This is a genomic window from Burkholderia sp. MS389 (genome assembly GCF_016899425.1).
Classification (GTDB): domain Bacteria; phylum Pseudomonadota; class Gammaproteobacteria; order Burkholderiales; family Burkholderiaceae; genus Burkholderia; species Burkholderia sola.
The window spans coordinates 2,182,200-2,195,039 of sequence record NZ_CP045994.1; the positions used below are offsets into that span (position 1 = coordinate 2,182,200).

The following is a 12,840-nucleotide window of genomic DNA, read 5'->3' on the forward strand; positions in this document are numbered from 1 at the left end:
CAATCGGTAGTCCGGCTGCACCGCCACGGTGCTGGTGCGGGCGGCACGCGCGGCTGTCCGCCGGATCGGCCTCTATCGGCCCGGGCGCCGGCCGCCGCCGCATGGCCGCACGGCCATGCTCGCCCGCCGCCGGCTCGCGCACTTTTGGCGCTATCATTCCGGGTTCACCGGGCCCGGGCCCTCAGCGAATTCTCACCGGGCGGCGTGCGTGCCGCCCGTCATCGAAGCAATCTCAATGGATGTCATCGTCATCGGCGGCGGAATCAGCGGCGTCGCCACCGCCTACCAGCTGCGCGCGGCCGGCCATCGCGTATGCGTGGTCGAACGCCACGCGACCGTCGCGCAAGGCGCGACCTACGGCGACGGCGGCGCGCTGCTGCCGAGCCCGCTCGACGTCTGGTTCGGCCCGACTTTCATGCACCAGCGCCAGGCGCGCGACAGCGGCATCGTCTACAAGCCGGGCTTCAACGGCGGCGTGCGCCGCTTCGTCAAGCAGCTCGGCACGCTGCGCGAGCCCGATGCATTCGCCGCGCAGTACGCACGGCTGCGCCCGCTGATCGACGTGTCGCGCGACGCGCTCGCCGATATCGAGGCGCGCCTCGAGCTCGAATTCGAGCAGAAGCCCGGCATCCTGCACATCGTGCGCGATCCGCGCGACTGGGACGCGCTGCAGCCCGCGCTCGACCTGCTGCGCACACTCGACCAGCCTTACCGCACGCTCACCGCCGACGAATGCGTGGCGCTCGAACCGTCGGTACCGGCCGAGCCCGGCTTTGCCGGCGGCGTGCTGCTCGAAACCGAGCGCACCGGCAACTGCCCGCTGTTCGCGAAACTGGTCAAGCAGACGCTCGACGAGCACGGCGTGCAGTTCCGCTTCGGCGCGGACGTCGCCGCGATCCGCGTCGACAACGGCCGCGTCGCGGTCGAGCTCGCCCCGCCGGGCAACCGGAGCGCGGCGCACGCGCGCGAGGTCGACGTGATGTCGGCCGACGCGATCGTGGTCGCCGCCGGCGCCGGCAGCCTTGCGCTGCTCGAACGGCTCGGCTGGCGCCTGCCGCTGCACCCGGTGCGCGTGCATACGCTCACCGCGCCGGTCGCGTACGAAGAACATGCGCCGCACCTGAGCGTCGTCGATTCGATCAAGCGGATCTCGATCACGCGCACCCACCAGCGGCTGCGCATCGGCGGGGCCGCCGTGCTGCAGAGCCTGGCGGATACCGCGAAGCCGCTCGCCGAGCCGCTGTCGGAGGCCGCGCTCGCGCTGCTCGGCCAGGCCGTCCACGACTGGGTGCCCGGCGCCGCGAAGATCTCGGCCGCGCTGTCGTGGCAAGGCATGCAACTGCTGTCGCCGGACGGCCTGCCCGTCGTGGGTCCGACCCCGCATCCGCGCGTGTTCGTCAATTTCGGCCATGGCCCGGCCGGCTGGGGCCTCGCGTGCGGGTCTGCTAAAGTGGTGACCGACTATCTGGGCGGCAACGTCCAGCACTGGCCCGCCGACACGCTCGCCGCGCTGAACGCCGGCCGCTTCACGACCTGACCGCCGCGGGCCGGCCCGTGGCGGCATCCTTGCCAGCCGCCACGATCCCGCGATGACCGTTACCCCCGCTCCCCCCGTTCGCCCCCCGTTCCCCGATTCCGATCCGATCGCGCTGCTGCGCGTCGCCGACCTGCGCGCGGCCGAAGCCGACGCCGCCGCCGCGCTGCCGCCGCACACGCTGATGGGCCGCGCCGGCGCGGCCGCCGCGCGCTGGCTGTCCGAGCGGGTCGCCGGCGACGATCGCCCCGTCTGGTTCGCGGTCGGCCCCGGCAACAACGGCGGCGACGCGCTGGTGGCCGCCGCGCAACTCCAGCAGCTCGGCGTCGCGACGCATGCGTGGATGCCGGTGCCGGTCAAGCCGGACGACGCGCAATGGGCGCTCGGTCTCGCACGCTCGGCCGGCGTGCCGCTGTCGGCCACCCCGCCCGCGTCGCTGGAGGGCTATGCGTGGGTCGTCGACGGGCTGTTCGGCATCGGTCTCGGCCGCGCGCTCGATGGCGCGTTCGCCGAGCAGGCAGCACGCATCGCCACCCATGCGCGCGGCGGCGGCCGCGTGCTCGCGCTCGACGTGCCCAGCGGGCTCGACAGCGACACGGGCCGCATCGTCGGCGCGGGCGTCGCCGTGGCGGCCACGCAGACGCTCACCTTCATCGGCGCGAAGCCCGGCCTCTACACGGGCGACGGCCGCGATCTCGCCGGCGAAATCCACGTCGCGTCGCTCGACGTCGCGCCGCCCGCCGCGCCGGCCATCGTGCTGAACGCGCCCGCGCGGTTCGCCGCGGCGCTGCCCGCGCGCGCGTTCGCGTCCCACAAGGGCACGTACGGCAGCCTCGCGGTGCTCGGCGGCGACACCGGCATGTGCGGCGCGCCGATCCTCGCCGCGCGCGCCGCGCTGTTCGCGGGCGCCGGCAAGGTGCACGTCGGCTTCCTCGGCGCGGGCGCGCCGCCGTACGACCCGCCGTTCCCCGAACTGATGCTGCATCCGGCCGACACGCTCGACCCCGGCGCGATGACCGCGATCGCGGCCGGTTGCGGGCTCGGCACGCGCGAAGCCGCGGCGACACTCGTGCGCGACGTGCTCGCGCACGACACGGCGACGCTGCTCGATGCCGACGCGCTGAACCTCGTCGCGACGCACGCGGACCTCGCGACCGCCGTCGCCGCGCGTGGCGCACACGGCAATCCGTGCGTGCTGACGCCGCATCCGCTCGAAGCCGCGCGCCTGCTCGGCGGCGACACGGCCGCCGTGCAGCGCGATCGCGTCGTGGCCGCGCAGGCGCTCGCCGCGCGTTACGCGGCCATCGTCGTGCTGAAAGGCTCGGGTACGGTGATTGCGGCGCCCGACGGCCGCGTGACGATCAACCCGACCGGCAACGCGGCGCTCGCCACCGGCGGCACCGGCGACGTGCTCGGCGGCCTGATCGGCGCGCTGCTCGCGCAGCGGGTCGCGCCGTACGAAGCCGCGCTGGCCGGCGTCTACCTGCACGGCCTCGCGGCCGACACGCTGACCGCGACCGGCACCGGCCCGGCCGGGCTCACCGCCGGCGAGCTCGCGCCGATGGTGCGTACGCTGATCAATCGCCTTTTTTATCCGTCGCCGCGCGCCGACACGTAACGCCGCTATACTGACTGCCCCGCCGCACGGCGGGCCTTCTCGTCCGCCGGCTTTCCGATCACGATGAGCCGGCGCGGCATTCCTCCCGATTCACGCTTCACTCGAACCGCCATGACGCTGAAATCGCTCCCCGCCTGGACTGCCCTTCAATCCCACTTCGAACAGATCCGCCACGCGCGGCTGCGCGACTGGTTCGCGCCGGAAAACGATCGCGCGCCGACCCGCGCCGAACGCTTCACGATTCCGGGCGGCGGTCTCGCGGCCGATTTCTCGAAGAACCGCATCGACGACGAAACGCTGCGCCTGCTCGTGCAGCTCGCGCGCGACGCCGGCGTCGAAGCGCGCCGCGACGCGATGTTCGCGGGCGAGGTCGTCAACCCGACCGAAGGCCGCGCGGCGCTGCACACCGCACTGCGCGCGACCGATCCGCAGGCGCCGTTCCACGCGCAGGTGAGCGCCGAGCGCGCGAAGATGGCGACGTTCGCGCGCGCCGTGCGCAGCGGTACGTGGACGGGCTATACGGGCAAGCGCATCCGCCACGTGATCAACATCGGCATCGGCGGCTCCGATCTGGGCCCGAAGATGGTCGTGCATGCGCTGCACCACGTCGCGACGCGCGAGATCTCGACCCACTTCGTGTCGAACGTCGACGGCGCCGATCTCGCGCGCGTGCTCGAACAGGTCGATCCCGAGGAAACGCTCGCGATCATCGTGTCGAAGACGTTCACGACGCTCGAGACGATGACGAACGCACGCTCGCTGCGCGACTGGTTCGTCGCGCGCGGCTGCCCCGAAGACGCGCTCGCGAAGCACTTCGTCGGCGTGTCGGCGAACCCGGCCGAAGTCGTGAAGTTCGGCATCGCGGCGGACAACGTGTTCGAAATGTGGGACTGGGTCGGCGGCCGCTATTCGCTGTGGTCGGCGGTCGGCCTGTCGATCATGATCGCGGTCGGCCCCGAACAGTTCGACGAACTGCTGGCCGGCGCGAACGACATGGACCGCCACTTCCGCGAAGCGCCGCTCGAGCGCAATTTGCCGGTGCTGCTCGGCCTGATCGGCATCTGGTACCGGAATTTCTTCGGCTCGCAGAGCTATCTCGTCGCACCGTACTCGGAAGCGCTGCACTACCTGCCGTCGTACCTGCAGCAGCTCGAAATGGAGAGCAACGGCAAATCCGCGCGCCTGGACGGCGCCTTCGTCGACTACCCGACGTCGGCCGTCACGTGGGGCGAGCCGGGCACCAACGGCCAGCATGCGTTCTTCCAGATGCTGCACCAGGGGCCAACGATCGTGCCGATCGACTTCATCGCGGTGCTGACGCCCGAGCATCCGCTCGCGAGCCATCATCCGAAGCTGCTCGCGAACTGCTTCGCGCAGAGCGAGGCGCTGATGCTCGGCCGCACGCTGGAAGAAGCGCGCAAGATCGCCGGGCCGGGCAAGGAGGCGCTCGCGCCGCACCTGACGTTCCCCGGCAACCGCCCGACCACGACGCTGCTCGTCGATGCGCTGACGCCGCGCACGCTCGGCGCGCTGATCGCGCTTTACGAGCACAAGGTGCTCGTGCAGGCGACGGTGTGGGACATCAATCCGTTCGACCAGTGGGGCGTCGAGCTCGGCAAGATTCTGGGCAAGGTCGTCGAGGCCGATCTGTCGGCCGACTCGGTCGATCCGGCGAAGCACGACTCGTCGACCACCGCGCTGATCGAGCGCGCCCGCGCGGCGCTCAAGCGTTGAAGCACTGACGCGACGGCGTCATGCCCGTGCCGGCCGCGCGCTTCACGCCGCGCGGCCGGCACGAACATTCACGCGTTGCGCGATGCCGCGTGCGGCGCGACGATGCGCCCCGCGTCGATGGTGACCGTCGTCGCGCAGCGGCGCGCGAGTTCGGCATCGTGCGTGACGAGCACGAGCGTCGCGCCGTGCATGCGGTTCAGTTCGAACATCAGGTCGATGACCGCGTGGCCGGTGGCCGCGTCGAGGCTGCCGGTCGGCTCGTCGGCGAACAGGATCGCCGGCCGCGTGACGAACGCGCGTGCGAGCGCGACGCGCTGCTGTTCGCCGCCCGACAGCAGCTTCGGATAATGCGCGGTGCGTTCGCCGAGACCGACCTGCACGAGCAGCGCCCGGGCGCGGTCGGCCGCATCGCGCGCGCTGATGCCGCCCTGCAGTTCGAGCGGCAGCATCACGTTCTCGAGCGCCGTCAGGTGCGGCATCAGCTGGAACGACTGGAACACGAAACCGACCGCGCCGTTGCGCAATGCCGCGCGCTCGTCCTCGTCGAGCTGGTCGAGCACGCGGCCGAGCAGGCGAACCGTGCCGCTCGTCGCGCTGTCCAACCCTGCGAGCAAGCCGAGCAGCGTCGATTTGCCCGACCCCGACGCGCCGACGATCGCGAGGCTGCTGCCCGGCTGCACGGCGAGCGTGATGCCGTCGAGGATCGTCAGCTCGCCCGTTGCATCGGCAACCCGCTTGCACACGTCATGGACTTCGATGATCGGATCGGTAATCTTGAACATGGACACGACATTTCGCTGGAAAAGACGCGCGGCGACCGCCGCGCTGCTGGGCACCCTGCTGGCCGTCACCGTGCCCGTACGCGCTGCGACGGCGCCGGCATCGAGCCCGCCCGTGATCGTCGTGCTCGGCGACAGCCTGTCGGCCGAATACGGATTGCCGCGCGACACCGGCTGGGTGGCGTTGCTGCGGCAACGGCTCGCGACCGAGCGAATCGATTATAGCGTCGCGAACGCCAGCGTCAGCGGCGACACCACGAGCGGCGGCCGTGCGCGGCTGCCCGCGGTGCTGCAGCGGCTCAAGCCGTCGATCGTCGTCGTCGAACTCGGTTCGAACGATGCGCTGCGCGGCGTGCCGCTCGCGACGACCGAACAGAACCTGCGCGATATCATCGCCGGCGCGCGACGTGCGCAGGCAAAGGTCGTGCTGGTCGGCATGTACGTGCCGCCCAATTACGGCCCCGACTACACGCAGAAGTTCCATGCGCTCTATACGCGGCTGTCGAAGGATCTCGCCGTGCCGCTCGTGCCGTTCCTGTTGGCCGGCATCGAGAACAAGCCCGAGATGTTCCAGGCCGACCAGATGCACCCGGCACGGCAGGCCCAGGGCATCCTGCTCGACAACGTATGGCCGGCGCTGAAGCCGCTGCTCGGCAAGCCGCACGGCTGACCGCGGCTGCACCGGAAAACAAAAAGCCCCGCTTCGAGCGGGGCTTTTCGATGGTTGCGGGCGAAACGATGCTCAGTTGTCGCCGTCCTGCTGCTGGCTGGCCGTCGTGCTGCCGTACAGCTTCACCTTCGAGCGATCGCGCAGCGCGGCGAGGTACGCTTCGCCTTCGCTTTGCGCGTCGACCTGCGCCATCTGCTGCTGCGCGGCGGCCAGTTGCTGCGGATCGACCGCGGAACCGGGGATCACCGCGTTCACGCGGTAGATCGCATAGCCGTCCGCACCGAGGTCGACACCGACGTAAGCCGGCAGCGTCTTCGCATCGACCTTGTAGACGGCGCTCAGCGCAGCCGGCGTCAGGCCCTGCGACTGCGTGCGCGACACCTTCTGCGCGGCCGTAAAGCCGTCGGCCGACTTCGACTTCTGCAATTCGGCCAGCTTCGCCGCACCGTCCTTCTTCGCGAGTTCCGCGGCCTGCTCGGCGATGACCTTCTGGCGCACGACGTCCTTGATCGCGTCGAGCGCGGGCACCGCAGCCGGCTTGTGCTCGGTCACGCGCGCCGAGATCAGCGTGTTGTTGCCGACGTCGATCGCCTGCGTGTTGTTCTGGTTCTTCACCGCGTCGTTCGCGAACACGGCGGCCAGGAACTTCGGATTGTTCAGCGGGCTCGTCGGCGGCAACTGCGGATTCGGCGTCGGCGTGACGGTGGCCGTCTGGATCGTCAGCTTGTACTTGTCCGCGGCCGGCTGCAGCGTCTTCGCCTTTTCGTAGACGGTCGACGTGAAACCTTCCGCATTGTCCGAGAACGCCTTCGCTGCGTACTGCTGCTTCAGGTCGATCGCGATCTGGTCTTTCACTTCCGCGAACGGCTTGACGACGGCCGGCTTCACTTCGGTCGCCTTCAGGATGTGGAAACCGAGATCCGACTGCACGAGACCGCTCACGTCGCCCTGCTTGAGCGAGAACGCGGCATCGTCGAACGCCTTGCCGCCCGCGGTCGAACCGCGCGTGATGAAGCCGAGGTCGCCGCCCTTCGCCGCCGACGGCGCGTCCTGCGAGTTCTTCTGCGCGATCTGCGCAAATTGATCGGGATGCGCTTTCACGTCGGCGAGCAGTTGCTCGGCCTTCGCTTTCGCGGCCGCCTTGTCGGCCGCGCTGGCGCTGCCCGGCGCGGCGATGAAGATGTGGCTCACGCGCACCTGCGCTTCGGTACGGAAGTGCGTCGGGTTGTCGTCGTAGAACTTCTTGATGTCCGCTTCGGTCGGCTGCGCGCTCGCGGCCGCCGCGGCCGGCGAATAGACGAGGTACTGGATCGTCGCGGTTTCCGGCGTCGCGAAGCTCTGCTTGTGCGCGTCGTAGTACGCGGTGAGCTGCGCGTCGGTCGGCTGGACCTTCGCTGCGAAGTCGCTCGTCTTCAGCACGAGCGCCTGCACTTCACGCTGCTGCGCGGCGAGTTCGGACAGGCGTTGCGCGAGGCTCTTCGGCGTGAACGCGCTCGACACGATGCTGGCCGGAATCTGTTGCAGCGACAGGCTGTAACGCACGCGCTCCTGATACTGCTCGGGCGTCATCCCCTGGAATGACAGCAGTTGCGCATAGCGTTCGACGTCGATCGTGCCGTCGGGCTTCTTCAGCGACGCGATCATCGGGTCGCTCATCAGCGCGTCGCGCACCGCGTTGTCGGACGCGGTCAGGTGCAGACGCTGCGTCTCGTCGGCCAGCACGCGTTGCTGGATCAGGCCGTCGAGCACCTGCTTGCGATGCTCGGGCGTGTCGAACATCTTGATGTCGAACTGCCCACCGAGCGCCTGGCGCGCCTGGTCGATCTGCTGGCGGAACGCGCCGTCGAATTCGACCCGCGTGATCTTGTGCCCGTTGACCGCCGCGACGTTCGCACTGTCGTCGAAGAAGCCGCGGAAGCCTTGGATCCCGACGAAACCCAGCCCCGGCAACACGATCAGGAGCAGGAGCGCCATCATCAGGCGCTGGTGATTACGGAAGAAATCGAGCATGCGTGACGGAAAAATTGGACAAAACGACCGATATTACAACATACGGGGTGGGACGGGAAAAAAGCAGGCAAATGCTGTGCGCGAACGGAACCGGAATCCGGAAGCCTCACAGGCGACTTTTCGCCACTCCGCAGTCACGCGCTCGCAAGCGGGCGCAAACCGAACGCACAAACAACAATGCCCGCACAAGGCGGGCATTGTTGTTTGTTTGGCGGAGCGGACGGGACTCGAACCCGCGACCCCCGGCGTGACAGGCCGGTATTCTAACCGACTGAACTACCGCTCCTTGGTCTGGCTGAATCGTGAAACTGGTGGGTGCTGAGGGGTTCGAACCCCCGACCTACGCCTTGTAAGGGCGCCGCTCTACCAGCTGAGCTAAGCACCCGTTTCCGATTCGTTCTGACTGCGATCTGCGTTTGCGCATCAACAATCAGCGAGCCCGCAAGTTTAATTCATCCCCGATCATTTTGCCAAGCCTGGCGCGCGAATTTTTTACGAACGCGCTCGCATGATTCCGATGCGCGTAAAAAAACCCGCGGACACCGCCGCGGGTTTTCGGGAACGACCGTCGGCAACGACGGTGTTCAGCGCCTCAGTGCTTGACGACTTCCGTCGAGCCGGCATCCTTCGCCGCCTCGCCGACCGGCGCCGCAGCCTTCGCCTCTTCTTCCGGCGGCAGCGGCGTCGGCGAACGCTCGAGCGCGAGCTCCAGCACCTTGTCGATCCAGCGAACCGGCACAATCTCGATCGCGTTCTTCACGTTGTCCGGAATGTCCGCGAGATCCTTCACGTTCTCTTCCGGGATCAGCACGAGCTTGATGCCGCCGCGATGCGCCGCCAGCAACTTTTCCTTCAGCCCGCCGATCGGCAGCACTTCGCCACGCAACGTGATTTCGCCCGTCATCGCGACGTCGGCCCGCACGGGAATACCCGTCAGCACCGACACCAGCGCGGTCGTCATCGCACCGCCAGCGGACGGACCGTCCTTCGGCGTCGCGCCTTCCGGCACGTGGATGTGGATGTCCTGCTTCTCGAACGCTTCGTCCTTGATACCGAGACGACGCGAACGCGAGCGCACGACCGAACGCGCAGCCTCGACCGACTCCTTCATCACGTCGCCGAGCGAGCCCGTACGAATCACGTTGCCCTTGCCCGGCATCACCGCGGCTTCGATCGTCAGCAGATCGCCGCCGACTTCCGTCCACGCGAGCCCCGTCACCTGACCGACCTGGTTTTCCTTCGCCGCGAGGCCGAAGTCGTACTTGCGCACGCCGAGAAACGTATCCAGATTCTCGCCATCGACCTTGATCGCGCCCGACGCCTTCTTCAGCAGCAGCATCTTCACGACCTTGCGGCAGATCTTCGACACTTCCCGCTCGAGCGAACGCACACCGGCTTCGCGCGTGTAGTAGCGGATGATGTCGCGAATCGCCTGCTCGGTGACCTCGATCTCGCCTTCCTTCAGCCCGTTGTTCTTTTTCTGCTTCGGCAGCAGGTAACGCTGCGCGATGCTGACCTTCTCGTCTTCCGTGTAGCCCGACAGACGGATCACTTCCATCCGGTCGAGCAGCGGCGGCGGGATGTTCAGCGAGTTCGACGTCGCGACGAACATCACGTCCGAAAGATCGAAGTCGACTTCGATGTAGTGGTCGGCGAACGTGTGGTTCTGTTCCGGATCGAGCACTTCAAGCAGCGCCGACGACGGATCGCCGCGGAAATCCATGCCCATCTTGTCGACTTCGTCGAGCAGGAAGAGCGGATTGCGCACGCCGACCTTCGCGAGGCTTTGCAGGATCTTGCCCGGCATCGAACCGATGTACGTACGGCGGTGGCCGCGGATCTCGGCTTCGTCACGCACGCCGCCGAGCGCCATCCGGACGAACTTGCGGTTCGTCGCGCGAGCGATCGACTGGCCGAGCGAGGTCTTGCCGACGCCCGGGGGCCCGACGAGGCACAGGATCGGCGCCTTGACCTTGTCCACGCGCTGTTGCACCGCGAGATACTCGAGGATCCGTTCCTTGACCTTCTCGAGGCCGAAGTGATCCTCGTCGAGCACCTGCTCGGCGTTCGACAGGTCGTTGTTGACCTTGCTCTTCTTGCGCCACGGCAGGCCGATCAGCGTGTCGATGTAGTTGCGCACGACGGTCGCTTCCGCCGACATCGGCGACATCAGCTTCAGCTTCTTCAGCTCGGCGTCAGCCTTCTTCTTGGCTTCCTTCGGCATGCGCGCGGCGTTGATGCGCTTCTCGAGCTCCTCGAGATCCGCACCTTCCTCGCCCTCGCCCAGTTCCTTCTGGATCGCCTTGACCTGTTCGTTCAGGTAGTACTCGCGCTGGCTCTTTTCCATCTGGCGCTTCACGCGCCCGCGGATGCGCTTTTCGACCTGCAGGATGTCGATCTCGGCTTCGAGCTGCGCGAGCAGATGCTCGAGGCGCTCGATGACCGGGAACATCTCGAGGATGTGCTGCTTCTGGTCGAGCTTCAGCGGCAGGCGCTCGGCGATCATGTCGGCGAGACGGCCGGCTTCGTCGATGCCCGACAGCGACGTGAGAATCTCCGGCGGGATCTTCTTGTTCAGCTTCACGTACTGGTCGAACTGCGACACGATCGCGCGACGCAGCGCTTCCGTCTCGGCGCTATCGGCATGATCGGGCTCGAGCGGCATCACTTCGCAGGAGAACTGCGTCTCCTGTTCTTCGATGGACAACGCCTTCGCGCGCTGCAGGCCCTCGACGAGCACCTTCACGGTGCCGTCCGGCAGCTTCAGCATCTGCAGAATGTTGGCGATACAACCGACCTCGTACATGTCCTTTTCGGTCGGTTCGTCCTTGGCCGCGGTTTTCTGGGCGACGAGCATGATGTGCTTGCCGCCTTCCATCGCTGCTTCGAGGGCCTTGATCGATTTCGGCCGGCCCACGAAGAGCGGAATGACCATGTGCGGGAAAACGACGACGTCCCGCAGCGGCAGCAGCGGGAGCGTGATGCGTTCCGGCGGGAGAAGTTGGGTGCCTGACATTTCATTTCCCCATGAGTGGAATCAATTGTTCGGTAATTGAGGCCGCCACAACGAATTGCAAGCCTTCAAGTGCGGGAAATATTCGGTAAGAAAGTAACCACCGCGTGTCGAGTCAGAGTTACCCACAAGATAAACGAAAAAAAGCCGCCCACGGACTCATGAACGGCCTTTTTCGCTGAACATCGTCGGCAAGCCGGTCAGTTCGAACCCGCCACCTTCGGCGTGTCCTCGTAGATCAGCAAGGGCTTGCCGTCCCCATCGATGACATTCTCGTCGATGATGACCTTGCTGACCCCTTTCATCGTCGGCAGCTCGTACATCACGTCGAGCAACGCCTGTTCGATGATCGAACGCAAACCGCGCGCGCCGGTCTTGCGGCGGATCGCCTTGCGGGCGACCGCCTGCAACGCGCCCGGCCGGATTTCCAGCTCGACGCGCTCCATTGCGAACAGCTTGTGATACTGCTTGACGAGCGCATTCTTCGGCTCGACCAGGATCTTCATCAGCGCGGCTTCGTCGAGCTTGCCGAGCGTCGCGACCACCGGCAGGCGGCCGATCAATTCGGGGATCAGACCGAATTTGATCAGGTCTTCCGGTTCCGTTTCGCGCAGCACCTCGCCCGCGTCGCGTTCCTGCTTGCTCTTGACCGTCGCGCCGAAGCCGATACCGGTTTTCTCGGTCCGATCGGTGATCACCTTTTCGAGACCGTCGAACGCGCCGCCGCAAATGAACAGGATGTTGGTCGTGTCGACCTGGATGAAATCCTGGTTCGGGTGCTTGCGGCCGCCCTGCGGCGGCACCGACGCCATCGTGCCCTCGACGAGCTTCAGCAGCGCCTGCTGGACGCCCTCGCCCGACACGTCGCGCGTGATCGACGGGTTGTCCGATTTGCGGCTGATCTTGTCGATTTCGTCGATGTAGACGATCCCGCGCTGGGCCTTGTCGACCTCGTAGTTGCAGTTCTGCAACAGCTTCTGGATGATGTTCTCGACGTCCTCGCCGACGTAGCCGGCTTCGGTCAGCGTCGTCGCGTCGGCGATCACGAATGGCACGTTGAGCAACCGCGCGAGCGTCTGCGCGAGCAGCGTCTTGCCGGAGCCCGTCGGGCCGATCAGCAGGATGTTGCTCTTCGACAACTCGACGTCGTCCTTCTTGTCGAGATGCTTCAGGCGCTTGTAGTGGTTGTACACGGCCACCGCGAGGATCTTCTTCGCGCGCTCCTGGCCGATCACGTACTGATCGAGGATGTCGCGAATTTCCTGCGGGCTCGGCAGATCGGACCGGGACAGGCTGGCCTCGACGCCGGCGGCAGCCGCCTCGTCGCGAATGATTTCGTTGCAGAGGTCGATACATTCATCGCAGATGAACACCGACGGGCCCGCGATGAGTTTTTTCACCTCATGCTGGCTTTTCCCGCAAAACGAGCAATACAACAGCTTCTCGCTGTTCGAACCTTTTTTGTCCGCCATGAATGTAGAG

General features: G+C 67.0%; 8 protein-coding genes and 2 tRNA genes. 4 read left to right on the forward strand and 6 right to left on the reverse strand.

All coding sequences use genetic code 11. From position 1 onward, the window contains the following. Positions 1-235 precede the first annotated feature (235 nt). The 3 genes from GJG85_RS10105 (at position 236) to pgi (ending at position 4,886) form a co-directional block, all read left to right on the forward strand. The gene (locus GJG85_RS10105; RefSeq protein WP_050013276.1) at positions 236-1,537 is read left to right on the forward strand and encodes an FAD-dependent oxidoreductase; all 1,302 of its coding nucleotides are present in this window, start codon (positions 236-238) and stop codon (positions 1,535-1,537) included. A 52-nt stretch (positions 1,538-1,589) separates the two neighbouring features. Then, positions 1,590-3,152 (forward strand): NAD(P)H-hydrate dehydratase, encoded by a 1,563-nt coding sequence (locus GJG85_RS10110; protein WP_204383288.1) that lies wholly within the window; start codon positions 1,590-1,592, stop codon positions 3,150-3,152. A gap of 111 nt (positions 3,153-3,263) precedes the next feature. Then, positions 3,264-4,886: a glucose-6-phosphate isomerase gene (gene pgi / locus GJG85_RS10115; protein WP_050013278.1), complete on the forward strand. Its 1,623-nt coding sequence runs from the start codon at positions 3,264-3,266 to the stop codon at positions 4,884-4,886. 68 nt (positions 4,887-4,954) lie between these two features. On the opposite strand, the gene GJG85_RS10120 is transcribed toward pgi, so the two are convergent. Next, positions 4,955-5,668: an ABC transporter ATP-binding protein gene (locus GJG85_RS10120; protein ID WP_050013279.1), complete on the reverse strand. Its 714-nt coding sequence runs from the start codon at positions 5,666-5,668 to the stop codon at positions 4,955-4,957. On the opposite strand from GJG85_RS10120, the gene GJG85_RS10125 reads away from it, so the two are divergent. After that, a complete protein-coding gene (locus GJG85_RS10125) occupies positions 5,667-6,335 on the forward strand; it encodes an arylesterase (protein WP_050013280.1) in 669 nt (222 codons plus the stop codon). The two genes, GJG85_RS10120 and GJG85_RS10125, sit on opposite strands and share 2 nt — an antisense overlap. A 72-nt stretch (positions 6,336-6,407) precedes the next feature. On the opposite strand, the gene GJG85_RS10130 is transcribed toward GJG85_RS10125, so the two are convergent. From GJG85_RS10130 to clpX, 5 genes are all read right to left on the reverse strand, one after another. Next, complete coding sequence (locus GJG85_RS10130) at positions 6,408-8,345, reverse strand: SurA N-terminal domain-containing protein (protein ID WP_050013281.1); 1,938 nt, start codon at positions 8,343-8,345, stop codon at positions 6,408-6,410. A 209-nt stretch (positions 8,346-8,554) separates the two neighbouring features. Next, positions 8,555-8,631 (reverse strand) — tRNA-Asp (locus tag GJG85_RS10135). Positions 8,632-8,654: 23 nt separating this feature from the next. Then, positions 8,655-8,730: transfer RNA gene (locus tag GJG85_RS10140), tRNA-Val, on the reverse strand. A gap of 207 nt (positions 8,731-8,937) precedes the next feature. Continuing rightward, the gene (gene lon, locus GJG85_RS10145; RefSeq protein ID WP_050013282.1) at positions 8,938-11,361 is read right to left on the reverse strand and encodes an endopeptidase La; all 2,424 of its coding nucleotides are present in this window, start codon (positions 11,359-11,361) and stop codon (positions 8,938-8,940) included. 197 nt (positions 11,362-11,558) lie between these two features. Next, positions 11,559-12,830: an ATP-dependent Clp protease ATP-binding subunit ClpX gene (gene clpX, locus GJG85_RS10150; RefSeq protein ID WP_006489345.1), complete on the reverse strand. Its 1,272-nt coding sequence runs from the start codon at positions 12,828-12,830 to the stop codon at positions 11,559-11,561. Between the last annotated feature and the right edge of the window lie 10 nt (positions 12,831-12,840).

Coding starts and splice junctions, on each gene's coding strand:
- GJG85_RS10105 (WP_050013276.1), top strand. CDS start 236: ATGGATGTCATCGTCATCGGCGGCGGAATCAGCGGCGTCGCCACCGCC.
- GJG85_RS10110 (WP_204383288.1), top strand. CDS start 1,590: ATGACCGTTACCCCCGCTCCCCCCGTTCGCCCCCCGTTCCCCGATTCC.
- pgi (WP_050013278.1), top strand. CDS start 3,264: ATGACGCTGAAATCGCTCCCCGCCTGGACTGCCCTTCAATCCCACTTC.
- GJG85_RS10125 (WP_050013280.1), top strand. CDS start 5,667: ATGGACACGACATTTCGCTGGAAAAGACGCGCGGCGACCGCCGCGCTG.
- GJG85_RS10120 (WP_050013279.1), bottom strand. CDS start 5,668: ATGTTCAAGATTACCGATCCGATCATCGAAGTCCATGACGTGTGCAAG.
- GJG85_RS10130 (WP_050013281.1), bottom strand. CDS start 8,345: ATGCTCGATTTCTTCCGTAATCACCAGCGCCTGATGATGGCGCTCCTG.
- lon (WP_050013282.1), bottom strand. CDS start 11,361: ATGTCAGGCACCCAACTTCTCCCGCCGGAACGCATCACGCTCCCGCTG.
- clpX (WP_006489345.1), bottom strand. CDS start 12,830: ATGGCGGACAAAAAAGGTTCGAACAGCGAGAAGCTGTTGTATTGCTCG.